Raw genomic sequence first — 22,696 nt, forward strand, 5'->3', positions numbered from 1 at the left:
AGGGTTTTACACTGATTGAACTGATGGTCGTTCTGGTCATCCTGGGAATTTTGTTCGGGTTAGTGGTGCCGAACGTCGTCGGCCGTGGCGATGAAGCGCGGGTGACAGCGGCGCAAACCGACATCCGCACGCTGGAAAATGCCCTGGAAACTTATCGGCTGCACAATTCAGCGTACCCATCGACCGATCAGGGTCTGGAGGCGCTGGTCAGCCAGCCCAACGGCAGCCCGCAAGCCAACAACTGGCGCGGCCCCTACGTTCGCCAAACCCCGACTGACCCTTGGGGTAATCCGTACGCCTACATCGCCGAAGGTAATGGCTACGAAATCATTTCCTACGGCGCCGACGGCCAGGCCGGTGGCAGCGACATCAACCAGGATATTTCCTCCAACGACAGCGAATGACCCCCGTTGCCCGTCAATTCACCGGTAGGGATGCCGGTTTCAGCCTGATCGAATTGCTGGTGGTGATCATCATCATCGGTGTCGCCGCCAGCATGGTGCGGTTGGTCGTCAGCCAACCCGACCCGCTGGAAGAACTGGAACGATCCGCTCAGCAACTGGCTTATCGGTTTGGTCAGGTCCAGGACACCGTTCTGCTCAGTGGCGACGATCAGGGTTTGCTGTTGCTGGCAGATGGTGTTCAGTTTTTGACCTGGCGACCGGGCAACCCGCGTGACGGCGAGCCAGAGATCGTCTGGGAACCCAACGATGCGGCGCCCAATTGGCAAGCTCCCGATGACACAGAAATCACGCTCTATCTGGAAGGCCAGTGGGTTGAGATTCCGCGTGACCCGCCGGAAGACGCACGCGATTGGGTGCCGATGATTCTGATGTTTCCTTCGGAAGACTACCAACCGAGTTTTGAGCTTTATCTGAAACCGCCGGGTATCGGCAACGACGCGGTGCGGGTAAAAGGCGACGGCTTCCGCCGGTTGGAGGTCAGCCGTGTCTCGCTCTGAGTCGGGTTTTACGTTGATCGAAGTGATGGTTGCCCTGGCGATCTTTGCCGTCATGGCAGGCGCCATTGCCCTGGCTAATACTCAAAACCTGCGAGCGGCCCGCCAGATTGAAGAACAAAGCGACGCCCGCTGGGTGAATCAGAACGTTCTGGCTGAGTTGCGACTGTCGGCATTACCCGATGCGGGGGACGTTTTAACCCGCAGCGCGACATTCAACGGCCGGGAATGGACGGTTCAACTGGATGTCTCAGCGGTTGAGATGCCGCTGCTGGGGCCGCCGTTAAGGCACGTGGTGCTGAGTGCCCGTCTAGCCAGTGACTCAAACGACAGCCCACCGGCCGACCGACTGATCGCTGTATTGGGTGCGCCATGAATTCACAGGCCCGGGGTTTCACCCTGATTGAGCTGCTGATTGCTCTGGCGATCTCGGCCATTCTTGCCGTGGGTACTTTCTACTTGGTGCAGACCTCGCGCCAGACCCAGACCACCCTGGTTGACCGCAACGAATACCGCAGCCAGCTGAGCCGCGTTATGCGGACGCTGGAAAGCGATCTGCATCAGTGGGTGCCCGGTCGGCCGGTGAGCGACGCCTTTGGGCAGGAGCAGGGGGCTTTGTTACTGGATAACCAAGGGTTCGCGCTGACGCGTGCTGGTTGGACGCTCAGTCAGTTTACTGAACTGCAACGCTCAGATTTACAGCGGGTACGCTATCGATTGGCCGAACCCGGCAGTGAACTGTGCCCGTTATCGGAAGACAGCAGCGACAGTGATACCCAGGCAGGCTGCCTGATCCGCAGTCACACCATTCAGCTCGATGACGACGGCCGGCTGGAGTGGCGATCACAAATGTTACTGCGGCCGGTTAAGGCCGTGCAGTGGCGCTTTCTGGCAAAAGTTGGCGAGGAGCAACGTTTCTTTGATGCCTGGCCGCCCGAAACAACTCAGGTGTTAACCGGCGAACCTGTTTTACGGGCGATTGATGTACGTCTGGTCTTGCCCGATGGCGAGGTGAACCGGCTGATCGACGTACCCAACCTGCCAGAAGACGCGGACGGTTCCGATGCGATTCAATGAACGCGGCTTCGCATTGATCCAGGTGTTGCTGGTGTTCGCCTTGCTGGCGGTCATCGTCGCCCGATTGCAATACCAGCAACGTATCCAGATTGAGCGCGCTTATCAGGGGCTGTTTATCAGCCAGGCGCAAACCTACATCGACAGCGCCGAAGCCATCGCCAAAGTCGGTTTGAAAATAGACGCGGAACAGACCGAAACCGATCATTTTGGTGAGGAGTGGAACCAAACCATCGGACCGTTTCCGGTCGACAATGGCCTGATCAGCCTGGAGCTGAACGACCTGCAAGGTCGCTTCAACCTGAACTGGCTGCATCCGAATGCGGCCAATCCGGAAGCGGCGGCCGAAGGCTTTAAACGCCTGTTGCTGGAGTTGGACCTGAGCGACAGCATTGCCGATGAACTACTCGATTGGTTCGACCGGGACAGCGGTTCTGAATTCAATTACGTCGATCAGGAGCCTGGGTATCGGCCGTCGTTCCTGCCCATGGCCGATGTGTCCGAATTGCGCTTGCTGAAAAGTGTTGATGATGAGACCTACGCCAAACTGTCGCCCTACGTTGCAACCCTTGGGCCGACCGACGAGTTAAACATCAACACCGCATCCAGCGAGGTGTTGATGACACTGGCGTCGTTTATCAGCAAAGAAGATGCAGACGCGCTGGTTGACCGTCGCGGTGAAGACGGCTTTGGTCAGCCGGATGACTTACTGTCCGATACGCTGTTTCAGGAAAACGACGACAAGCCCCTGTATATTGACGCCTTGACCGTGCATTCGCAGTGGTTTGATCTGTTCACCGAAGTGTCGCTGGATGAACGAACCTTGCGCCAGTCCAGCCGTTTGTATCGCTCGGACAGCGGCAATGTCATTGTGAATGAGCGTTCCCAGGCCATTCGAAAAGCCAACCGGTCGCCCGGCGATACGCTCAGCGGCAAGGCCGTCACCGAACCCTAGAAGGAATTAAAACATGACCCCGGAGTTGTCGATTTACTGGCTCGGTCTGGGCCGGCTTGAATGGCGTTGGCACAGCCAGGTAGAAGCGCAACAGGGCCGTTGGGACGACTTAGTCGATGAGGTGCGCGAACGTAACCGGACCGGCGCCAGCGTGCGACTGTATCTGCCACACGTGCATTTCACGGCCCTCACGATCAAGGTTCCGCTCGGCCGCCGCCGGTTATCGCCCGCGATTTTGCGCTTTACCGCAGAAGAGCAGTTGGCGCAGGACATCGACAGCCTGCATCTGGTGCCGTTGGACCAGCCGCAAAACGGCCAGTTGACTGTCCTGGTGGTCGAATCGGACTGGCTGAGTAACCTGAAAACAACGCTGGCGGAAGGTGGCCTGAATCTGGTTGAGGCCTTTGATGCCGGCTATTTCCAGTGGCCGACCATGCCAGTCAGCGACGTTCAATTGGATTTGGATGAGCAGCGGGTGCTGTGCCGACACAACGCCTTGCTGCATCAAACGCACATTCAAGGTTTTGCTCAGTGGTTTGAGAGTTTCAAACACGAACGCGGTCTGGCATCGCCGTTGAAACTGGCACTGACCAGCAGAACCAACGACGAGCGCGCTCGTCAGTTACGCACCGAATTGGAAGCCGCTGGCGATGAGTTGGAATGGGTTGTGAGTCCGTTGCCCACGCTGGCGGAATGGGATGAGCAGTGCCGCCAAAGCAAAGGGCAGGGCAACTTAATGACCGGCGTCTTTGCGGTCCGGGCTGAATCCGGGCAGAGCCGACGCTGGTTGCCGACAGCGGTGGCCGCCAGCCTGGTATTGGGATTGTGGATGGTGGTCAGCGGGTTCAATGCGCTGCGCGATCAACAACAAGCCGATGCTACCTGGGCCGCCAGCGAGGCGGTTTTCCGTCAGGTATTCGGCGCCGATAAGCGCATACAGCGGCCACTGATGGTTCGTGAAATGGACAACCGCATCCTGACGCAGAATGGCGGCCAAAGTGATACCGATATTACCGTGATCACAGCGCTGGATGCCTTGCGCGTACTGGACGATGCGCTGGTGCTGGATGACTTTCGGTTCCAGCAGAATGCCGGGCTGATGCTGTTCACACTGCGACAGCCAGCCAGCGCAGAAGGCGACGCCTTTGCCCGCTTCGAAGCAACGAAGACGGCACTGCAAGACAAAGGCTACGAAGTCGAATATTCGGCCAGTCAGGACAGCCAGGCGGTGCGCGGCCGCTTTCAGGTACGACTTGGAGATAATGGATGAACGCTTTGATCGAGACGTGGTTAGGCCCACTGAATGCCCGCTGGCAGCAATTGGGCCAGCGTGAACAACTGGCGTTGCGCGTCCTGGCCATGGTCGTTGCACTCCTGGCCTTCTGGCTGTTGCTGATTCAACCGATCCGACATTGGCAGCAAAACGCCGATCAACAACTGAGCAATGCCCAGGCAACCTATCAATCGCTGTTGCAAAAAGCGCCACAGGCAATGAGTTCCGGCCTGGTCGCCGCCAATCCATCGAGCGATTCGCTCAACACCGAGCTACGACGCCAGGCCAACCGCTTCGGTTTAACCATTCAAGGCTTTGAACCCGATGGCGATTTATTGCGGGTACGCCTGGACGATGCGCGCTACAGCCAGGTTGTACAGTGGCTGGCCGCACTGCAGGCTCAGGGGGTTACTGTTGATCAACTCACGCTCAACGGCCGCGATCAACCCGGTCGAGTTCAGGTGCTGGCCGTGCTCCGGCGCTAGGCAGTTCTGGCAAAAACTGGCAGCATTGAAGGGTTCCTGACCAAATACCCACAACAGCTAACTCGCTAAAACACTAAGCCCATAACAACAAAAGAAGAGGCCTGCATGACCCAAAGTGACCTGGATTGGGCGGAATTGGTGCAGCTGGATGAACGTAACGCCCGTCAAGCGCGCTCACTGCTGTACCATTCCTATCGCGATGAACCGACCTTCCGTTATTTGCTGGGTGCCGACCGCCCGGGTTACCGGCAGCGTATTCGTGCCACCATCCGTGAATTGATCTATCTGCATTTTGAGCGCGGTGAAACCGTCTTTGGCGTTCTTGACAAGACCAGTCAGCGACTGCTGGGCGTGGTCTTTGTCAGCGATGTTGGTTTGAAGATGGATATTTCACGTCAGTTGCGTTGGCGCTTGAAAATGACCCTGACAGCAGGCTTTGAAGCCACCCGGCGTTTCATCAGCTACTACAACGACGTTCAAAGCAGCTTGCCGGACAAACGCCACCGTCTGGTCAGTTTGATCGGCATCCATCCGGATTTTCAGAAACGCGGCCTGGGCCGAATGCTGATGGAAGCCGTGCATGAGCTGACCGAACAGGACAATGAATCCATTGGCCTGTTCCTGGACACCGGCAACACGCGCTATCTGTCTTTCTATGAATCGCTCGGCTACCGCAGTTTCGCTGAACTGCCGCTGGGTGAGCTGACCGAAACCGTGCTGTTCCGGCCGAATCCGAATTACGCCGAGCAGGCGGCTTAACCCATCATTTCTTCAGACAGGAAGTTCGGTTTGAACTTCCTGTCACTGCCCCCATCCAAGCGTTTCGCTCATCTTCTCAGGAAGTCTCATGTCTACATCCTACGACTATGATCTGGTGGTCATTGGTGCGGGGTCCGGTGGCGTTCGTGCCGCTCGCATGTCGGCCAGCCGCGGAGCCAAGGTCGCCATCATCGAATCCCGCTACCTGGGTGGAACCTGTGTCAACGTCGGCTGCGTGCCGAAAAAGCTCTTTGTTTACGCCTCTGAGTACGCCCAAGCATTCGAAGACAGTGCTGGTTATGGCTACCGTGTAGACAGTCAACCGACGTTCGACTGGGCCACATTGAGAGACAACAAAACAGCCGAGATTCAACGCTTGAACGGCGTCTACGACGGGCTTCTTGGGCGAGCCGGCGTGGAGATTATTCTGGGCCATGGCCGATTCGTAGACGATCACACGGTAGAAGTCGACGGCCAAAAACGCATCAGTGCCGCACAGATTTTAATTGCGACCGGCACCTGGCCGACACGGCCAGACATTCCTGGTGCAGAGCTTGGCATCACTTCCAACGAGGTGTTTTACCTCGATACGTTGCCGGACGATGCCATTGTCGTCGGTGGCGGTTATATCGCCGTGGAATTCGCCGGAATTTTCAACGGTTTGGGTGTTTCAACCCATTTGGTTTATCGCGGCGAGCCGGTGCTGCGCGGCTTCGATCGTGAAGTCCGCGACTTCGTTTCCGAGCAAATGGCGCAAGCCGGTGTCGATCTGCAATACAACCGTAGCCTGACCAAGATCGAAAAACTGGCCAACGGACGTCTGAACGTCACCTTTGACGACGGCGGCCAAACCGAAACCGGCCTGGTGCTGTTTGCCACTGGCCGTGATGCGCTGGTGGATGGGTTGGATTTGAACAACACCGGCGTGACGTTAACGGATAATGGCTTTATTGCCGTCGATGATCGTTACCGCACGGCCGTGCCGCACATTCGCGCCCTGGGCGACGTCATTGGCCGTGTGCCGTTGACGCCGGTAGCCATTGCCGAAGGCATGTTTATTTCGGCCGATTTGTTTGGCGATGAAAGCCCACGACCGGTGGATTACAACCAAATCCCGACGGCCGTTTTCTGCCAGCCGAACGTCGGTACCGTGGGTCTGACGGAAGAAGCCGCGGCAGAGCAGTTTGATCGGGTCGAGGTGTACAGCACTCAATTCCGAGCCATGCGCAATACTTTGTCGGGCAATCCGGGCCGGACTTTGATGAAGATGCTGGTGGATGCGCAGACTCAGCGCGTTTTGGGCTTGCACATGGTAGGCGACGACGCTGGCGAGATCATTCAGGGTTTGGCCGTGGCAATGAACGCCGGTGCTACTAAGGCGGATTTCGACCGGACCATTGGCATTCACCCGACCTCGGCGGAAGAGTTCGTCACCATGCGCGAACCCAGCCGCATCGTCGGGCGGTCAGTCTGATTCGACCGGGTTGATCTTCTTGTGGCGCGCCGAGGCATGGCGCGCCTGACGTTCGACGTCGATGTAGCGATCTGTAATGGCGCTGGAACCGTGGCCGGCGTCATCACGAACGTGCTCGCGCGGCCGGGTCTTCACGTCTTCTGAAATGCCGGTGTGGCGCAACCAGTGTACGGTGGCAGCCTGTAACGCATCGGCTTCTTCGATTTCACCCTGGGTGCGCAGCCGCTCGATCGCCAGATCAAAACATTCCTGAACGATAAAACGAATCTGGCGGGTGCTGGTGATGCCGCCTTTGCCGCGGACTTTGGGGATCAACGGCGCCGATTCACCCGGTAACGGCAGTGGCGTCTGGCCCAGAAAGGCGCGGAAACGACGTAACGACAGCAGCATGGCGTCCGACACCGAAACATCCCGTTCTTTATTGCCTTTGCCTACGGTAGTGAACCACCAGTTGCCGTGCGCGTCCTGAGTGAAATCGCCCATGCTGGGCTGCCAGCGATCGGTTTCGGCCAGTTCGGAAATCCGCAGATACATACCAAACAGGCAACTGACGATGAACAGCGCCCGCTCATAACGCTCCGGATCTTCTGGCACGGCGTTTTCGATGGCGTTCAGGACTTCGTGCCACTGGGCTTCCGACAGCCGGCGAATGGTCGCCGCGCCCTGGCGTTTGCGCAGGAATTTGCCTTTCTGCCGAATCTGCGCCACCGGATTAAGTTCGACGTGTTCTTCCTGCAGCAAATAATTGAAGAAGGTCGACAGGATAGAAAAAATCGCCTGGAGCGCGCTTTGGCTTAAGTCAAAGCCACCGATGTCGGCGCTTTGGCCGCGTTTGTGGTCGCGCTTGGAGACTTTGGCGACAAAGGGTTTCCATTCCGGGTTCTGCACCCGCTCGCCGCCACTGTCGCGAAACCGGGCCACACTCTTGGTGCCGATCCAGTGTCGGGGTGGATCCTGGCAGAATTCGACAAAAGCCTCGATGTGCTGGCGTCGGACTTCGGCCAGGCTCAAGCCCTGCAGAAACCAGCACCACTGCATAAAGCGTTCGATTTCACGCCGGTACGACGCGAAGGTGTCCGAGCTACCGCGGTAGCTGTAGAGAAATTCGTGGCACAGTTGCAGGTCGTTACCGAGGTCAGTTTCAGCAATGCGCGCGTGTTGGCGAACCTGTTCGCTGGCCTGAGGTCGATGCCGGAACGGGTTTTCGAAGTGGCTGAGGTTGTCGAAGATCGGAATGGGCGAGGGCAGAGGCTTGGTCACCGGCGTCAGGTCCTGCTCAGGAAAGTGAGTATGAATCGGTGCCGGTCAGCCAATCGGCCACATTGATCAGCACCAGCGGGCCGTCGTTGTAGGCGCCTCGGTCAATAAACACCGAATTCCCCAGCCGCTCAACGCGTTCAACAATGGTATGTCCATGAAACAGCCAGTCTACGCCTGCGACCGAGCGATCATCCCGGCCGGCCAGGCGCGAACGGCCCCAGACCCAATCCGACTTGTCGTAATCGCTGGCGTCGAGTCGGTCGTCCCAATGTGGCAAGCGATACTGCGCATGGCACAGACCAATTCGAGCCTGGTCAAATTCAATCGTCAATGTATGTGGCAATTGGTCCAGCTGTTCGGCCCAGACTTCCAATTGCTGTTCTGGCTGATGCAACGCCCAGTTGCCGCCATTCATCAACCATCGGCTCCAACTCATCGATTGCTGACTGCGCAAAGCGTCGATCAGCATCTGTTCGTGATTGCCCCGAACCGCAAAAAACCAGGGTTCGTCGAGCAATTCCAGACAGGCCGGGCTGTCTGGCCCGCGGTCGATTAAATCGCCGACGGAAAACAATCGGTCGCGCTTGGGATCGAATTCACGTTCGGCCAGCGCTGCATCCAGTCGCGCCCGGTGGCCGTGCAGGTCGGCCAGAATGAAGTCTCGTCCGTGCGGGTTGGCGGTGAGCGTCTGATGGCTCTCAATCGATTGTTTCATGCCGGTATTATGCGCGCAGGTCGATGCCAGCGAAAGGCGGGCAGGGCGCATGCTTGGTGACCTTTGGGCACTGGGCGAGGGCGCCGGCAACAGCTAGACTTCTGCCACGGATACGTTCGTTTAAACGCGAATTGAGCACATAACGAGAGGGGATTCCTGTGTACCGCAATGTGCTGGTGCAAACACTTGAAGGGGCCATTGGTTATCTCGCCTGGGCGGTGGTGTGTTATCTGACGCTCAGCAGTGAACCGGCGGATTCGCCACAGGGAAAAATACGTCTGCTGCTGATTGTGGCGGGTTTGCTGGTCTATATCGTCGGTTTTTACTTTTCATCGCGCGACGCTCAGTACGAACGCTTTGATCTGCGCATTCGTCAGTTGGCCTATATGGCGCAATTCATCGCCGTTATCGGCATTCGGTTCGAGACACAAACCGGCGTCATCGCCATTCTCAGCGTGGCGCTGGCCGCGCAATTGCCGTTCTTTTTCTCCCGTCAGGGCGCTTTGATCGGACTCACGGTGCTGATCGGCATCGACTTTGGATTCACCTTCTGGGCCTGGGACATCGAAGATCCGGTATTGCGCTGGACGATGGTCGCTGCATTCCATGCCTTCGCCATGCTGATGAGTCAGCGTGTCATCCAGGAACAGGAAGCGCGCGACCAGGTGTCGGCGCTGAACCGGGAGTTGCTCGCAACTCAGGCGCTGCTGGAAGAATCCGCCAAACAAACCGAGCGCATTCGTATTGCGCGCGATCTGCACGACGGCCTGGGCCACAAACTCACGGCGCTGATTCTCAAGCTGCAATATCTGACGCACACCACTCAGGATGAAACCCGCGAGCGAGTAGGGGAGACGCACGAACTGGCCCGAGGCCTGTTGTCGGACGTGCGTGAGACCGTGCACCAGATGCGCGGCGATTCGAGCATTCGTCTGAAAGAGGCGCTGGAAGCGCTGGTGTCGCAAGTACCGCGATTGCGCATCGAACTGGACCTGGACCCGACAGCCAGCGTCGCCGATGTGGAAGTGGCAGAAGCCTTGTTTCGCTGCATTCAGGAAGCCATCACCAATACGCTCAAACACGGTAATGCCAGCCGCATGACCATCAGCAGTCGGAAAGGTCCGAACGACATTCAGCTCTTTATTGCCGACAACGGCGGTTGCCAGGGCGGTTTCTTTGAAGAAGGCGATGGGTTGCGCGGCATGCGCGAACGCATCGAAGCACTCAGTGGTCAGCTGCACATCGCAACTCAAAGCGGTTTTGCACTGAACATTTCCATTCCTGTTGCGGAGGCTATATGAGCCAATCCATCAAGGTCATGCTGGTGGATGACCAAACCCTGGTGCGCGAAGGCATCAAATCCTTATTGCAGCTGGCGGGTCACATCGACATCGTCGGAGAAGCCAGTGACGGCGAAGAAGCACTGGAACGCATTCCCAACTGCCAACCCGACGTTGTATTGATGGATATCCGCATGCCGCGTTTAGACGGCATTGAAACCACGCAACGACTGGCCGCTCAGCCAGGCACTCCACCGGTGATTATTCTGACCACCTTTGACGATCACGAACTGGTCCTGAACGGCATTCGCGCCGGAGCACGAGGGTTCCTGCTCAAAGACGTCTCACTGGAAAGTCTGGTTGAAGCCATTGAGGCCGTTCATCGCGGCGAAACCCTGATTCAGCCCGCCGTGACCGAGCGCGTCATGCGTGGCTACACCGAACTCACCGGCGATTCCAAAATCGACAAAGAGCCGATTCAGGAACCACTGACGCAGCGTGAGATCGAAATTTTGCGATTGATGGCCGGTGGTTACAGCAACAAGGAAATTTCCCGCGCCATTTTTAAATCGGAAGGCACCATTAAGAACCACGTCTCCAATATTCTCGCCAAAATGAACGTGCGTGATCGCACCCGGGCCGTGCTTAAAGCGCTTGAACTGGGACTGATCTAAACCCCGCTTGATTTCACTTCCAAGCCATGGATACTGGGCTTAAATAATCTACCTTGTAGACATTTATGCCCAGACCTCGCTTTCGCATCGGCACTGACGATTGGTTCGATGCCCTCGACTGGCTCGATTATCAACTCGCGCAACCCAGTTGGTTAGTCGCCAACAAACACCCAATTCATCAACTGGGTCTGGCCCATTTCAAAGAACAACTGCGTCTGTTCCGTAACGTCGAAGAACCCGGCCAGGGCCATTGTGATGATTTGCAGGCGATGCTGAACGATGCGCTTGAACGCGGCGATTGGGATCGGCTGCGTAAAACGCTTTCGGCACGACGTCGTCGCCGACGCGAAAAGCGAACCAATCAAGGCCCCGTCAATCTGACCCTCAGCGGCCAGGCGCATCAATGGCTGAAACAATTGGCTCAGGCAGGCCAACACAGCACGCTAAGCGCCGCGTTGGAATTCCATCTGCCGGATTTAGTGGCTCAGCTAGAAGCCGACGCCCAGGCACAACGTGCTGAGGCCATCGAGGCGGAACTTGCCGACTGGTCACAAACTCATTTACTGGCGGCCATCGAAGCGTATCTGGCTCGTGCAGCCGAAGAACGCAGCCTGGCAACGGCTTGTAGGATTGCGTATCAGTGGTACCAGCGTGAACCGGATGTCACCAAAGCCGGGTTATTGCGTGAACGCTTTATTGAAGACCTGGTCTGGAATGAAGCGCATCTGAAACGCCCAGCGAGTGAATTCTTGTCGGTGGACTGATCTAAAGGCCTGAAACCAGGTCTATATATTTTATCCTGTAATAAAGATTACAGGAAATAATGAATCTATCTAAACTACCCTCAAGCCGACATGTGTTTTATCTATCTCTAAATCGCCATCAGCTTGATCGCTCACTGGTACCTGACCTTTGTGGCTTCCCTTTGCTATGGTGGCCTTTGATGCAGTCGAGGAACCCTTTCAGATGATGCGTGCAGTAATGATGTTTATCGCGTTAGTGATGGCCGTTTTAATGGTCGGTTGTGCTGCAACGGATTCTGCCGCTGAGCAACAGAACTTTTCTCAGGCTCAGGCCATTAACGATCCATGGGAATTAGATTGTGAAGAAGGTGCTTCGTACTGTTCCTTGTTGAAAGTGCCCACCGATAAGACCTATTACCTGACGATCTACCAAAATCCAGATACGACGGAAAACGTTCTGACTTTTCACCGTTTCGCCGACGTCACCTTAGCCAATCATCTGCGCATTACCTTTGGTGATGTGGCCAGCATCGATGTGGCCGATCTGGCGCAGGAATACGTCGAACACAAACCCAATAATCTGATTTATCTGTTTAGCGAGTCTGACTGGTTGGCTCTGTCTCAGCGTTTCCGAGGCGTCGATGAAATTCGTCTGGAAATGCAGTATGCCGATACCGGTGAATGGTGGGTGCAAAACATCGAGGCTGCATCATTTGAAGCGGCCTGGAATGAACTGCAGTTCCATCAGTTATTCATGGAATCGCAGGCTTTTTAAGGTTTGCCGGTCAAATACTCGACGATAACGACGTCCAGCCATTGTCCGTTTAACTGGCCATGGCGCTCGTAGACGCCTACCTCCCGGAACCCGACTTTACGCGACAGCGCCCGGCTGGCCGCGTTAAAAGTGAAGATACGAGACAAACACCTTGTGAAAACCGGCGTCAGTCGCTGCCGCTAACAGGGCGGTTAGCAGTTCGCGGCCAATCCCCTGCCCTTGGGCACTCTTCTTCAGGTAAATCGAGAATTCGGCGATGCCGTCGTAACAGGGCCGGTCGCGATAGGACGACAAGCGCGCAAAACCGACAACCTGATTATCCAGCGTGGCTACCCACAGCGGATAACGTTCGATAGTCGGTAACCAGGCTTCAATTTCACTGGGTTCGCGCAGGCGGGTTTCGAAGGTGCCTAAACCGGAGGCGATGCCTTCGTTGTAGATCTCGGTAATAGCCAAAACATCGCCATTCTGGGCTGGCCGGAAATGACGGATTGCACTGTCTGAGGGCATTTCTACTCGACCTTTTCAAACCAATGGCGGGTGCGATTACTGAACCCGACCAACGACAACATCACCGGCACTTCCACCAATACACCAACGACGGTCGCCAGGGCGGCACCAGAATCCAGACCGAATAAGGCAATGGCGACGGCCACGGCCAGCTCGAAAAAGTTGGATGTGCCGATCATGCACGCCGGTGCGGCGATGGCGTACGGCAATTTCAGTGCACGAGCCATGCCGTAAGCCAGTGCAAAGACGCCGTAGGTTTGCAGCAACAGCGGTATGGCGATCAAAACGATCATCAGCGGCTGTTCCAGAACAGTCGGTGCTTGCAGGCCGAACAGCAATAAGACGGTAAGCAACAAGCCGAAAATGGAGCCGGGTTTTAAGCGTCGTGTGAACCTCTGGCGTCGGGTATCTTCCAGTGTCAGTAGCCAGCGGCGCGTTAATACGCCGGCGATAACCGGCAACACAACGTACAACAATACCGACAACCCCAGGGTTTCCCAGGGTACTGAAACATCGTTGATGCCGAGCAGCCAGGCCGTTAGCGGTGCGTAGGCGACGATCAGAATCAGGTCGTTGAGTGTCACCTGCACCAGGGTGTAGTTAGCGTTGCCTCGGGTCAGTTGGCTCCAGACAAACACCATGGCGGTACAGGGCGCGGCGCCCAGCAGGATCATGCCGGCGATGTATTCGGTGGCCGACTGTGGATCAACCCAATCAACAAACACCCAACGAAAAAACAGCCAGCCCAGGGCGGCCATGGTGAACGGCTTGATCAGCCAGTTAATTACCAGGGTCAGCACCAGCCCTTTGGGCTGCTGGCCGACGGATTTCAGGGTGCCGAGGTCGATCTCAATCATCATCGGGTAGATCATCAACCAGATCAGCACAGCGATGACCAGATTGACCCGGGCGATGTCCAGCGTCGCCAATTGCGCAAACCACGCCGGAAACACGCTGCCCAACGCCAGCCCAAGCAGAATACTCAGGCCGACCCAGACAGACAGATAACGTTCAAATCGTCCCATCAGGAGGACGCCTGTGCCGGTTGATTAACCCGTTGCATCAGAGCTTCGGCGCTTTCGACACGCTCGGAATAACGATCGAGCAGGAAATCGCCCTGGTCGCGCGTCAGCAGCGTGAACTTCACCAGCTCTTCCATAACGTCGACGATGCGGTGGTAATAACTCGACGGTTTCATGCGCCCTGCCTCATCGAACTCTTGCCACACCTTGGGTACCGACGATTGGTTCGGAATCGTCACCATGCGCATCCAGCGGCCCAGCACACGCAGTTGATTCACCACGTTGAACGATTGAGAACCGCCGCAGACCTGCATCACCGCCAGTGTTTTTCCCTGAGTCGGACGAATGGCGCCGAGCGACAACGGAATCCAGTCAATCTGGCTCTTGAACACGCCAGTCATGGCGCCATGGCGTTCCGGCGAACACCAGACTTGACCGTCCGACCATTGCACCCAGTCGCGCAATTGCTGCACTTTCGGGTGTTCTACTGAGCTTTCATCGGGCAATGGCAGACCCTGTGGGTCAAAAATACGCACCTGCGCACCCATGCTTTGCAGTAGACGGGCGCTTTCTTCGATAACCAGACGACTGAACGACCGTTCACGCAACGACCCGTACAACAACAGAAAACGCGGCGGCCGATCGGAGAGCGCCGTTTGAAACCGATTGGCACTGGGGCGCTGAAATTGTTCGGCGTCCAGATTGGGTAAATCAGCCAGGTTTATGGGTTGCTCAGTCGGACTCATGGTTTGGCTCCCAGTTGAGTCAAGGCAGCAGGCCAGTCGGCGCGATTCAGCGAATCCAGCTGAGCCAGGGCGTCAACGCGTTGTTCGATCAATGCGATGGTGGCGCGGAAAGCGTCGGCTTTCTCGGCGTCTGTTCCTTCCTGTTTGGACGGATCTTCTAGGCCCCAGTGCACTTTCAGTGCGCGACCAAACCAGACCGGGCAACTTTCGCCGGCGGCGCTGTCGCACACGGTGATCACCAGATCCGGCGCGAAATCCTCGAAATCATCCCAGGATTGGCTGCGCAGTTGATCCGTCGGATAACCCGCTTCGGCCAGATAGCGCAGCGTTAATGGGTGGACTTCGCCAGCTGGTTGACTGCCAGCGCTGCGCGCTTCGATGCACCCGCCCGCCCTCGCCTGGCTGATGGCTTCGCACAAAATGCTGCGACAGCGGTTGTGGGTGCAGATAAAGAGAATTTTCATGCGGGTTCACTCGGTTGCAGCGGTTCTGGGCAGCAATCTACGGATTGATCGGCAATTGGCAGGTAGTCGGCGTTGTGGTCGGCTGTCAGCGTCAATATCGATTTAGCCCAGTCCGGCAGCGCCGGATTGATTCGGTAATAGACCCATTTTCCACGCCGCTCATCGGCAACCAGTCCGCTTTTGCGCAGCTCGGCCAGATGGCGTGACACCTTGGGCTGGCTCAATGCCAGCGCATCCTGGATGTCACAGACACACAGCTCGCCCGCCTGACTGATCAGCAACAGGGCTTTCAGGCGAGTGTCGTCGGCGAGGGATTTAAAAAACGGTACTGGTGTTTCCATCGTTCGGCTCCGCGTCACATGCGGATAACCATATATATGGAATTTCGTATGTCAATGCTTTTAAGCGCCGGACGTTGGGTTCTGTTTCAGTGCCCGACCCAACGCCTGGAAATAATCGGCGAAGGCCTGGTTGCAGCGTTGGCGCTCTGCCCCGCCTGGGTAAAGCCCTGCCCTGGCTTCGGCCGATGAACGACTGCCCTGCACCAGAAAGCGATTCTTGATGGTCGCGTCTTCAACAAACGCTTCGAATGCCCGGGCGCAGAGTTCTTCCGGTTGGCTGTAATAGAGCTGATGTCGTTCTCTGTCCGCTTGGGTGGAGGCTCGAAATAAAGCGCTGGGTTGCTGGCCGCTGTCGTCCAGCATGACGGCCTGATAGCAGCGAAACAGACGTTCGTTGAGCGCGTGCGGCTGCGGCGGCCGGCTGTCCAGCCAGGCGCGGGAACCCATCTGGCTTGGTGGCGGATCGATAAAGGCCTTGTCGGCAATGTAGTGATCGAAGGCATGAAACCATTCATGTGCGATGCTGCCCGGCCCGGCGTTTTTGGCCAGCGCAAAGGCTCGACTGGCCGGCTGATAATGCGCCACCACGCCCAACTGCCCGCCCAGGCCGTACTCTAACGACAGCGTGCCGCGCAGGCCGATCAGGGTTTCATTGCCGCCGAGAATCAGCATCAGGTCGCACAGAGCATCGTAAAAGGCGCTGGCCGCGCGGTCGCGTTCGTCCGTTGTCACCCAGCGGCCGAGCCGCACCGAGCGAAAATCGAAACGCCGGCGCACCTCGGCAAAGCCCACTGCCTGGCCCTGACGATGATCCGGACCGTTACGTTTCCAGCCTGTTTGACTCATGCAAAAACCAGCTCCAAAACCCCGTTACAAATTCTGACGTGTGCCAACTGGCAAAGTAAAACGCCGACATTATACTGTATTTATATACAGTAATTTGTGCCGTTTTATGTCGTTACTGACCACTCTGACCGAACGCGGTGACCTCTGGTCCGGCCAGCACTGGCGGCAGACGCAGATCCCGACGCTGCCAACCGGCCAAGCCGCTCTGGATGCAATTTTACCCGGCGGCGGCTGGCCGTCAGCGGCGGTGACCGAGCTCTTCTATCCGGCATCCGGACAGGGCGAGTTGCGCGTTTTGTTGCCCGCCTTGGCGCAACTGAGCCAGAGCGACAGCCGTTGGCAAATCTGGTGCAACGCGCCTTTTCGTCCACATGGCTCGGCGTTGGCGCATTGGGGACTGCGGCTCGATCGCTTATTGCTGTGCCAGACGTCCAGCGAAGCCGAGCTGTGCTGGACACTGGAGCAAAGCCTCAGTACCGGCGGCAGTCATGCCGTGGTGGCTTGGGTCGATGTACTCGACTCGCGGCGTTTGCGTCGCTTGCAACTGGCGGCCGAGAAAAGCGATGTGCCGCTGTTTCTGTTGCGGCCGACTGCGCGCCAACATCAGGCCTCCATGGCGGCGCTGCGCCTGGCGATTGAGCCGGATCAGGCCGAGCAGGTGCGTTGTCGGGTATTAAAACGGCGCGGCGGCTGGCCCGGCGCCGAGGCGCGACTCAGTTTGCCGCTCAATCGGGCGCGGCCAGGCTCATCCTTATGACAGAAACCACGCCGCTTTGGCTCTATCTGCATTTTCCGCTGCTGGCACTGGAAGCCCGCTTTGGCGAGGCAGCCCAGACGCAAGCCGCCTTTCTGACCGATACCGACGGCCGCAGCGTGCGCCAGTGTAACGCCGTCGCTCAGGCACAAGGCGTGCAACCGGGCATGACGTTGCGTACCGCCTATTGTCTGGTTGAAACAGTGCTACAAGCGCCATACGACGCCACGCTGGAAAGCCAGCAACTGCGCCGTTTGGCGGTGTTGTGCTATCGCCACTGCGCAGATATTCGGCTGTGCCCGCCGCTCGGGCTGTGTCTGGAAATCGGTTCCATGCTGCGCTGGCACGGCAGCCCGCAGGTGTTGCTCGATGCGCTGGAGGCGGCGTTGCAGCGCAGCGGCCATCGTTATCAGTTATCACTCGGCCACACCCCGTTGAGCGCCCGGTTGCTGGCCGAAACGCAGCGAAACTGGCGTGAGCTGGATCGCGACGGTGAACGTGACCGTTTGGCGGCGTTGCCGGTCGAGCGTCTGGCGTTGCCGCTGGAACCGCGCGATGTCCAGGCGCTGGCCGCCATGGGTTTGAAAAATCTGGCACAACTGCGCCGTGCGCCGCGCTCGGAACTGGGCTATCGCTTTGGTGTGGCTTTGATCAACCACCTGAACGCGCTGGAACAGCCACGAGTGCTGGGCGAGCGCTTTGTGCTACCGCCCCGTTTCAATGAGCGCCTGGAACTGTGGCACGAGGTCGACTCGGCCGAAGCGCTGATCTTCCCGATCAAACGCCTGCTGCACGCTTTGGAAGCCTATCTGGCCGCGTGTCAGCTGAGCACCAGCGAGTTGCAGTTGGAGCTGGAACATCGAGAAGCACCGCCGACCCGCGTTCCAGTTCGGTTGACCAGCGCTGCCGTCGGGCAGGACGCCTGGCAACTGCTGGTCGCGTTGGCGTTGGAGCGTCTGACGTTACCCGAAGCCGTGTTGGCAATTCGACTGCGCGCCGAGGCGCTGATCGAATACGGCGGTACCGAGGGCGATTTATTGGGCGACACCCGGCCACAGGCCGATGCCCAGCGGTTGCTGTCGCTGCTGACCTCCAAGCTGGGCGCGACGGCCATTCAGCAACCCAGCGCCGGTGCCGATTGGCGACCACTGCATGCTAGCCCTTTGCTCAATCCTGGCGATTTACCGCCGGCCGCGCCGATATTCCCGCGTGCTCAGCCGGCCTTGCTGTTGCCGCAGCCTAAAGCAGTCGAGCGCGACGATTACCAACTGCTCAGCGGCCCGGAGCGCATCGCCCTGCCCGCCTGGGTGCAAGCAGACGGCTTCCAGCGCGATTATTACCGCGCCTGGCATTTACCCAGCCGCAGTTGCCACTGGATCAGCCGTGACCACCAGGGCCGTTGGCACTGCGAGGGGGTGTTCGCATGAGTGCGCCTTTCGATTACGCCGAACTGCACTGCCTGACCAACCACAGCTTCCTGCGCGGCGCCTCGCATCCAGACGAACTGGTGTTACGCGCCGCCGAGCTGGGTTACCGCGCACTGGCGATTACCGATGAATGCTCAGTCGCCGGCGTGGTCAAAGCCTGGCGACCGATCAAAGACAAGCGGGTGTCGCTGCAACTGATCATCGGCAGCGAATTCCGCTTCGACGACCAGCTTTTGGTACTGCTGGCAACCAACCGGGCTGGCTACGCTCAGTTGTGCCAACTGATCACTCGGGCGAGACGGCGCAGTGACAAAGGTGATTACCGCATCCAGCGGGCTGACTTCGAACAGCAACTCGATGATTGCCTTTGCCTGTGGCAGCCCAGTGGGCATCCGGACGACCTGAAACGTCTACACGGTTTCCAAAAAGACTTTCCCGACCGCTGCTGGGTACTGGTTGAAAACCTGCTCGACGAAGGTGCTTTCAAGCGCGCCGAGCGCGCCTGTAATCTGGCAAGCCAGGCCGGTATTCCGGCCGTTTGTGCCAATGCGGTATTGATGCATCGGCCCGAACGCAAGGAACTGCAAGACGCCCTTACCGCTATTCGTCATCGTCAGTCGCTGGACCAGATCTGGCCGGAACTGAAACCCAACGCCGAAAACCATCTGCGCTCTTTCAATAAGCTGCGCTCGCTTTACCCGGCCGACTTGCTGGCACAGACGATGGTTATTGCCGATCGTTGCCGTTTCGATCTGAGTGAGTTGAGTTACAGCTACCCCAGCGATCTGGTGCCGGGCCAGTTCAGCGCGCCGGAATATCTGCGTCTGCTGGTGCGCCAGGGCGCCAGACGACGGCATCCGCAAGGCACCACCGAAGCGTTTGAGCGTCAGCTCGATACCGAATTGGCACTGATCCGGGAGAAAGGTTACGAGCACTATTTTCTCACCGTCTACGACATCGTTCGTTTTGCCCGCTCTCAGGGTATTTTGTGCCAGGGGCGTGGTTCGGCGGCCAATTCGGCGGTCTGTTATTGCCTGGGCATCACCGAGGTCGATCCGGTGGCCGGCAAGCTGGTGTTCGAGCGTTTTATCTCCAGCGGCCGGCACGAGCCGCCAGACATCGATGTCGACTTCGAACACGAACGCCGCGAGGAAGTCATTCAGTACCTGTATCGCCGCTACGGCCGCAAACGCGCCGCGCTGGCCGCGACTGTGATCAGCTACCGGCCCAAAAGCGCGGTGCGCGACGTCGGCCGGGCGCTGGGGCTGGATCTGGCGCAACTGGAACGACGCCTTGCCAACTACGGCTGGCGCTATCGCTCTAAGAATTGGATCGACGAATTAGTGCAGGACACCGGCCTGGGCCTGTCGGCGCAGCAGATTGCAGTGTTTAAACGATTGCTGGCCGCAATTCTTGGGTTTCCGCGCCATCTGTCGCAGCACGTCGGTGGTTTTGTGCTGACCGATCAGCGCATTGCTGACTATGTGCCCATCGAAAACGCCACCATGGCCGACCGCACCGTTATCCAATGGGACAAAGACGATCTCGAAGCCGTCGGCCTGATGAAAGTCGATGTGCTGGCGCTAGGCATGTTGACGGCCGTACGCAAGACGCTGGATCTGATTCGCCAGCACCAGGGCGAAGCCATTCGCTTGCAGAACATCAACCGCAACGACGCCGACGTCTACGCCATGATTCAACGCGCCGACACCATTGGTGTGTTCCAGATTGAATCGCGCGCTCAGATGAGCATGTTGCCGCGGCTGAAACCGAAGCAGTTCTACGACCTCGTAGTTCAGGTCGCCATCGTCCGGCCGGGGCCGATTCACGGCGACATGGTGCATCCCTACCTGCGCCGACGGCTCGGCCAGGAGAAAGTGGATTATCCCAATGCGGCACTGGAAGACATCCTCAAGCGCACCCTGGGCATTCCTATTTTCCAGGAGCAGGTTATCTCCCTCGCGCAAAAGGCAGCGAACTTCACCGCCGACGAAGCCAACACCCTGAGGTCTTCCATGGCGAGCTGGAAAAAAACCGGACATATCAGTGACTTACGCGGCAAACTTCAAGCGAATATGCGCGCCAACGGCTACAGCGAAGAGTTCATTCAGCGCATCAACCGGCAGATTGAAGGTTTCGGCGAATACGGTTTTCCCGAGTCGCATGCCACCGGCTTCGCGATGATTGCTTACGTCTCCGCCTGGCTGAAGCATTACCACCCGGCGGCCTTTTGTTGCGCGCTGCTGAACAGCCTGCCGATGGGCTTTTATTCGGCGTCGCAACTGGTGCAGGACGTGCGTCGGCACGGCGTTGAAGTGCGGCCGGTCGACATCAACGCCAGCGACTGGGATTCAACGTTGGAACCTGCCAATGAAGGCTGGGCAATCCGGCTGGGGTTGCGCCGGGTGAAACGACTCAGCGACAACGCCGCTCTGGCGCTTGTGGCGCAACGGCCCGAGGGCGGCTACCGGCATTTGCGGCAACTGGAAGGTGTTCCCGGCCTGACCCGGCGTGATCTGGATGCACTGGCCGCCGCCGACGCCTTTCACAGCCTGGTGGAACACCGCCATCAGGCGCGTTGGGAAAGTGCCGCTTTGAATCTGCAAGCGCCGTTGTTGAAAGACGCCTTCGACACCCGTACCGAAGCCGATTCCTACACCCTGCCCGCGCCCGATGCGCTGGATAACCTGGCCGAGGATTATCACAGCCAGGGTCTGACACTGGGACCGCACCCGGTACGACTGCTGCGCGAACGCGGCCAGTTACCCGTCAGTTGCCCGGCCGACCAGTTACTGGTGCTGGCCGAAGCCGAACAGGCGCGGCTACAGCGGCTGGCCGAGCAACACGGCTTGCCGTTGCCGGATCATGTCCGTTTGCCAGTGCAGGTGCTGGGCCTGGTCACCAACCGGCAAATGCCCAAGACATCAACCCGCATTACCTTTGTGACGCTGGAAGACGACACCGGCAACATCAACGTCATTGTGCGGCTGTCGTTGGCGCAGTCGTCACTGAAAGTGCTGACCACGCGCAGTCTGATCCGCGTCAGCGGCACGCTGGAGAAAGCCTTCGATAACGACGTGATTCATGTGCTGGCCGACCGGCTGGAGGCGCTCGACGCCGAGGTCGAACTGCGCATTCGCTCGCGCGACTACCATTGAACAAAAAGAATTATTGAGCGGCGGGAATTGCCGAGGCGTCCAGCAAGCCGCTGGCGACCGCCTGCTGACGAATCCACTGGCGCAACAGTCGAATGCCGTTTTCATCGCGCCGGGCCGTCTTGAAGGCGAAATAGAACCGGTCGCCCGTTATCAGGCTGTGGCACGGCAGTCGCACCAGCTCCGGATCGTCGTCGACGGTGTGCATGTAGTCGTTGGTCAGCGCCAGGCCCTGGTGATGTCGCGCCGCTTCCAGGGCCATCAGCATGTGGCTGAAATGCTGCACGCGAGTGCTGTCCGGCAGCGATATGCCAGCCTGGGCAAACCAGCGGCGCCAGTCTTCGGTGTGGATGTCGTAGATGCTGTAGGTCGACAACAGCGGATAGCGCAACAGCCAGGCCGGGTCGATCTGCTCCGGCTCATTGCTGTCAATCAGGCCGGCTTGCTGCCAATCGGCGCACATGGCCTGCCAGAATGGCCGGCTGGTGATGGCGAACATGCGTTCGCAGTAGAGCAGATCGGTGGTAAAGCCGCGGTGTTCGCCTTGCAGCGTGATAAAACAATCGGCGACCCGATCCGACAACAACGGCGATTCGTTCATCATTTCCAGCGCCAGATCCAACTGCGGATGCTGGCGCTGCAAGGTCGGCAAGCGGGGAATCAGCCACCGCACCGCAATGGAGCTGTACATGGCGATGCGCACCCGGGTATCCACCCGGCCCTGTACCTGCTCGCTGGCACGCTCCAACTGAAACAGGGCCGAACTTACTGCGTCCTGATAATGCCGGCCTTCGGCGGTCAGACTGAGATGGCGGCCTTGGCGATGAAACAACTCCTCGCCCAAATAGGCTTCCAACTGCTGAATCTGATGGCTGACCGCGCTCTGGCTGACGTTCAGCTCGGTGGCGGCCCGGGAAAAGCTGTTTAAGCGAGCAACGGCTTCGAATACGGGCAAGGCTTTCAGGGGTGGCAGTTTCATCGTGTTATCTATCTAAAAAACTAATAG

Annotated in this window: 25 protein-coding genes; 16 read left to right on the forward strand and 9 right to left on the reverse strand. The window is 58.1% G+C overall.

Annotated features, from left to right (window positions below):
• The first annotated feature begins 23 nt into the window (after nucleotides 1-23).
• From gspG to gorA, 9 genes are all read left to right on the forward strand, one after another.
• Nucleotides 24-404, forward strand: a complete 381-nt coding sequence (gspG, locus tag DW349_RS08775) for a type II secretion system major pseudopilin GspG (RefSeq protein WP_420820706.1) — start codon at nucleotides 24-26, stop codon at nucleotides 402-404.
• On the forward strand, nucleotides 401-961 hold the full coding sequence (locus DW349_RS08780) for a prepilin-type N-terminal cleavage/methylation domain-containing protein (protein ID WP_108127145.1): 561 nt from the start codon (nucleotides 401-403) through the stop codon (nucleotides 959-961). The genes gspG and DW349_RS08780 overlap by 4 nt, the downstream gene beginning before the upstream one ends.
• Nucleotides 948-1,334 carry a type II secretion system minor pseudopilin GspI gene (gspI, locus tag DW349_RS08785; RefSeq protein WP_108127143.1) on the forward strand — a complete coding sequence of 129 codons (387 nt, stop codon included), beginning with the start codon at nucleotides 948-950 and terminating at the stop codon, nucleotides 1,332-1,334. Before DW349_RS08780 ends, gspI begins: the two co-directional genes overlap by 14 nt.
• On the forward strand, nucleotides 1,331-2,035 hold the full coding sequence (locus DW349_RS08790; RefSeq protein ID WP_108127141.1) for a type II secretion system protein GspJ: 705 nt from the start codon (nucleotides 1,331-1,333) through the stop codon (nucleotides 2,033-2,035). The genes gspI and DW349_RS08790 overlap by 4 nt, the downstream gene beginning before the upstream one ends.
• The gene (gene gspK / locus DW349_RS08795) at nucleotides 2,022-2,987 is read left to right on the forward strand and encodes a type II secretion system minor pseudopilin GspK (protein WP_108127139.1); all 966 of its coding nucleotides are present in this window, start codon (nucleotides 2,022-2,024) and stop codon (nucleotides 2,985-2,987) included. The genes DW349_RS08790 and gspK overlap by 14 nt, the downstream gene beginning before the upstream one ends.
• A 13-nt stretch (nucleotides 2,988-3,000) precedes the next feature.
• The gene (gene gspL, locus DW349_RS08800) at nucleotides 3,001-4,257 is read left to right on the forward strand and encodes a type II secretion system protein GspL (RefSeq protein WP_108127137.1); all 1,257 of its coding nucleotides are present in this window, start codon (nucleotides 3,001-3,003) and stop codon (nucleotides 4,255-4,257) included.
• Complete coding sequence (gene gspM, locus DW349_RS08805) at nucleotides 4,254-4,745, forward strand: type II secretion system protein GspM (protein WP_108127135.1); 492 nt, start codon at nucleotides 4,254-4,256, stop codon at nucleotides 4,743-4,745. The genes gspL and gspM overlap by 4 nt, the downstream gene beginning before the upstream one ends.
• A 105-nt stretch (nucleotides 4,746-4,850) precedes the next feature.
• Nucleotides 4,851-5,504 (forward strand): GNAT family N-acetyltransferase, encoded by a 654-nt coding sequence (locus DW349_RS08810; protein WP_108127133.1) that lies wholly within the window; start codon nucleotides 4,851-4,853, stop codon nucleotides 5,502-5,504.
• A gap of 88 nt (nucleotides 5,505-5,592) precedes the next feature.
• A complete protein-coding gene (gene gorA / locus DW349_RS08815; RefSeq protein WP_108127131.1) occupies nucleotides 5,593-6,978 on the forward strand; it encodes a glutathione-disulfide reductase in 1,386 nt (461 codons plus the stop codon).
• Here the strand turns inward: gorA and DW349_RS08820 are convergent.
• Nucleotides 6,970-8,238 (reverse strand): tyrosine-type recombinase/integrase, encoded by a 1,269-nt coding sequence (locus DW349_RS08820; protein WP_232819379.1) that lies wholly within the window; start codon nucleotides 8,236-8,238, stop codon nucleotides 6,970-6,972. The genes gorA and DW349_RS08820 overlap by 9 nt on opposite strands.
• 16 nt (nucleotides 8,239-8,254) lie before the next feature.
• Nucleotides 8,255-9,004, reverse strand: coding sequence for a metallophosphoesterase (locus DW349_RS08825; protein ID WP_108127129.1), 750 nt, complete (start codon nucleotides 9,002-9,004; stop codon nucleotides 8,255-8,257).
• A gap of 107 nt (nucleotides 9,005-9,111) precedes the next feature.
• Here DW349_RS08825 and DW349_RS08830 point away from each other — a divergent pair, with 107 nt between their 5' ends.
• The 4 genes from DW349_RS08830 to DW349_RS08845 all read left to right on the forward strand — a co-directional run bounded on the left by DW349_RS08830 (nucleotide 9,112) and on the right by DW349_RS08845 (nucleotide 12,425).
• A complete protein-coding gene (locus DW349_RS08830; protein WP_108127127.1) occupies nucleotides 9,112-10,254 on the forward strand; it encodes a sensor histidine kinase in 1,143 nt (380 codons plus the stop codon).
• Entirely contained in the window at nucleotides 10,251-10,907 is a 657-nt protein-coding gene (locus DW349_RS08835) for a response regulator (protein ID WP_198650567.1), read from the forward strand. The genes DW349_RS08830 and DW349_RS08835 overlap by 4 nt, the downstream gene beginning before the upstream one ends.
• A 65-nt stretch (nucleotides 10,908-10,972) precedes the next feature.
• Entirely contained in the window at nucleotides 10,973-11,671 is a 699-nt protein-coding gene (locus DW349_RS08840; protein ID WP_108127125.1) for a hypothetical protein, read from the forward strand.
• A gap of 202 nt (nucleotides 11,672-11,873) precedes the next feature.
• A complete protein-coding gene (locus DW349_RS08845) occupies nucleotides 11,874-12,425 on the forward strand; it encodes a hypothetical protein (RefSeq protein WP_157954444.1) in 552 nt (183 codons plus the stop codon).
• A gap of 123 nt (nucleotides 12,426-12,548) precedes the next feature.
• Here DW349_RS08845 and DW349_RS08850 read toward each other — a convergent pair whose 3' ends face one another.
• Genes DW349_RS08850 through DW349_RS08875 form a run of 6 tightly spaced genes read right to left on the reverse strand, consistent with a single transcriptional unit; the run spans nucleotide 12,549 to nucleotide 16,354 of the window.
• The gene (locus tag DW349_RS08850) at nucleotides 12,549-12,935 is read right to left on the reverse strand and encodes a GNAT family N-acetyltransferase (RefSeq protein WP_232819378.1); all 387 of its coding nucleotides are present in this window, start codon (nucleotides 12,933-12,935) and stop codon (nucleotides 12,549-12,551) included.
• Between the two features lie 2 nt (nucleotides 12,936-12,937).
• Nucleotides 12,938-13,960 carry an ACR3 family arsenite efflux transporter gene (gene arsB, locus DW349_RS08855; protein ID WP_108127121.1) on the reverse strand — a complete coding sequence of 341 codons (1,023 nt, stop codon included), beginning with the start codon at nucleotides 13,958-13,960 and terminating at the stop codon, nucleotides 12,938-12,940.
• Entirely contained in the window at nucleotides 13,960-14,703 is a 744-nt protein-coding gene (arsH, locus tag DW349_RS08860) for an arsenical resistance protein ArsH (protein ID WP_108127119.1), read from the reverse strand. Before arsH ends, arsB begins: the two co-directional genes overlap by 1 nt.
• Entirely contained in the window at nucleotides 14,700-15,167 is a 468-nt protein-coding gene (locus DW349_RS08865; RefSeq protein WP_108127117.1) for an arsenate reductase ArsC, read from the reverse strand. Before DW349_RS08865 ends, arsH begins: the two co-directional genes overlap by 4 nt.
• Complete coding sequence (locus tag DW349_RS08870; protein WP_108127115.1) at nucleotides 15,164-15,508, reverse strand: metalloregulator ArsR/SmtB family transcription factor; 345 nt, start codon at nucleotides 15,506-15,508, stop codon at nucleotides 15,164-15,166. The genes DW349_RS08865 and DW349_RS08870 overlap by 4 nt, the downstream gene beginning before the upstream one ends.
• A gap of 60 nt (nucleotides 15,509-15,568) precedes the next feature.
• Nucleotides 15,569-16,354: a CLCA_X family protein gene (locus DW349_RS08875; protein ID WP_108127113.1), complete on the reverse strand. Its 786-nt coding sequence runs from the start codon at nucleotides 16,352-16,354 to the stop codon at nucleotides 15,569-15,571.
• Between the two features lie 106 nt (nucleotides 16,355-16,460).
• On the opposite strand from DW349_RS08875, the gene imuA reads away from it, so the two are divergent.
• Genes imuA through DW349_RS08890 form a run of 3 tightly spaced genes read left to right on the forward strand, consistent with a single transcriptional unit; the run spans nucleotide 16,461 to nucleotide 21,693 of the window.
• Entirely contained in the window at nucleotides 16,461-17,111 is a 651-nt protein-coding gene (imuA, locus tag DW349_RS08880; protein ID WP_108127111.1) for a translesion DNA synthesis-associated protein ImuA, read from the forward strand.
• Entirely contained in the window at nucleotides 17,108-18,535 is a 1,428-nt protein-coding gene (locus DW349_RS08885) for a Y-family DNA polymerase (RefSeq protein ID WP_108127109.1), read from the forward strand. The genes imuA and DW349_RS08885 overlap by 4 nt, the downstream gene beginning before the upstream one ends.
• Nucleotides 18,532-21,693 carry an error-prone DNA polymerase gene (locus tag DW349_RS08890; RefSeq protein WP_108127107.1) on the forward strand — a complete coding sequence of 1,054 codons (3,162 nt, stop codon included), beginning with the start codon at nucleotides 18,532-18,534 and terminating at the stop codon, nucleotides 21,691-21,693. Before DW349_RS08885 ends, DW349_RS08890 begins: the two co-directional genes overlap by 4 nt.
• Before the next feature lie 10 nt (nucleotides 21,694-21,703).
• On the opposite strand, the gene DW349_RS08895 is transcribed toward DW349_RS08890, so the two are convergent.
• Nucleotides 21,704-22,669, reverse strand: coding sequence for a LysR family transcriptional regulator (locus DW349_RS08895; protein WP_108127105.1), 966 nt, complete (start codon nucleotides 22,667-22,669; stop codon nucleotides 21,704-21,706).
• Nucleotides 22,670-22,696 lie beyond the last annotated feature (27 nt).

It is taken from the genome of Saccharospirillum mangrovi, from assembly GCF_003367315.1.
GTDB lineage: Bacteria > Pseudomonadota > Gammaproteobacteria > Pseudomonadales > Natronospirillaceae > Saccharospirillum > Saccharospirillum mangrovi.

What these genes read in the sequence shown, in the direction of transcription:
- DW349_RS08835 (WP_198650567.1), top strand. Translation starts at nt 10,251, where the DNA reads ATGAGCCAATCCATCAAGGTCATGCTGGTGGATGACCAAACCCTGGTG.
- DW349_RS08840 (WP_108127125.1), top strand. Translation starts at nt 10,973, where the DNA reads ATGCCCAGACCTCGCTTTCGCATCGGCACTGACGATTGGTTCGATGCC.
- gspG (WP_420820706.1), top strand. Translation starts at nt 24, where the DNA reads ATGGTCGTTCTGGTCATCCTGGGAATTTTGTTCGGGTTAGTGGTGCCG.
- imuA (WP_108127111.1), top strand. Translation starts at nt 16,461, where the DNA reads ATGTCGTTACTGACCACTCTGACCGAACGCGGTGACCTCTGGTCCGGC.
- DW349_RS08810 (WP_108127133.1), top strand. Translation starts at nt 4,851, where the DNA reads ATGACCCAAAGTGACCTGGATTGGGCGGAATTGGTGCAGCTGGATGAA.
- arsB (WP_108127121.1), bottom strand. Translation starts at nt 13,960, where the DNA reads ATGGGACGATTTGAACGTTATCTGTCTGTCTGGGTCGGCCTGAGTATT.
- gspK (WP_108127139.1), top strand. Translation starts at nt 2,022, where the DNA reads ATGCGATTCAATGAACGCGGCTTCGCATTGATCCAGGTGTTGCTGGTG.
- DW349_RS08890 (WP_108127107.1), top strand. Translation starts at nt 18,532, where the DNA reads ATGAGTGCGCCTTTCGATTACGCCGAACTGCACTGCCTGACCAACCAC.
- DW349_RS08850 (WP_232819378.1), bottom strand. Translation starts at nt 12,935, where the DNA reads ATGCCCTCAGACAGTGCAATCCGTCATTTCCGGCCAGCCCAGAATGGC.
- DW349_RS08790 (WP_108127141.1), top strand. Translation starts at nt 1,331, where the DNA reads ATGAATTCACAGGCCCGGGGTTTCACCCTGATTGAGCTGCTGATTGCT.
- arsH (WP_108127119.1), bottom strand. Translation starts at nt 14,703, where the DNA reads ATGAGTCCGACTGAGCAACCCATAAACCTGGCTGATTTACCCAATCTG.
- DW349_RS08780 (WP_108127145.1), top strand. Translation starts at nt 401, where the DNA reads ATGACCCCCGTTGCCCGTCAATTCACCGGTAGGGATGCCGGTTTCAGC.
- DW349_RS08870 (WP_108127115.1), bottom strand. Translation starts at nt 15,508, where the DNA reads ATGGAAACACCAGTACCGTTTTTTAAATCCCTCGCCGACGACACTCGC.
- DW349_RS08895 (WP_108127105.1), bottom strand. Translation starts at nt 22,669, where the DNA reads ATGAAACTGCCACCCCTGAAAGCCTTGCCCGTATTCGAAGCCGTTGCT.
- gspM (WP_108127135.1), top strand. Translation starts at nt 4,254, where the DNA reads ATGAACGCTTTGATCGAGACGTGGTTAGGCCCACTGAATGCCCGCTGG.
- DW349_RS08865 (WP_108127117.1), bottom strand. Translation starts at nt 15,167, where the DNA reads ATGAAAATTCTCTTTATCTGCACCCACAACCGCTGTCGCAGCATTTTG.
- DW349_RS08885 (WP_108127109.1), top strand. Translation starts at nt 17,108, where the DNA reads ATGACAGAAACCACGCCGCTTTGGCTCTATCTGCATTTTCCGCTGCTG.
- DW349_RS08845 (WP_157954444.1), top strand. Translation starts at nt 11,874, where the DNA reads ATGATGCGTGCAGTAATGATGTTTATCGCGTTAGTGATGGCCGTTTTA.
- gspL (WP_108127137.1), top strand. Translation starts at nt 3,001, where the DNA reads ATGACCCCGGAGTTGTCGATTTACTGGCTCGGTCTGGGCCGGCTTGAA.
- DW349_RS08875 (WP_108127113.1), bottom strand. Translation starts at nt 16,354, where the DNA reads ATGAGTCAAACAGGCTGGAAACGTAACGGTCCGGATCATCGTCAGGGC.
- DW349_RS08825 (WP_108127129.1), bottom strand. Translation starts at nt 9,004, where the DNA reads ATGCGCCCTGCCCGCCTTTCGCTGGCATCGACCTGCGCGCATAATACC.
- gorA (WP_108127131.1), top strand. Translation starts at nt 5,593, where the DNA reads ATGTCTACATCCTACGACTATGATCTGGTGGTCATTGGTGCGGGGTCC.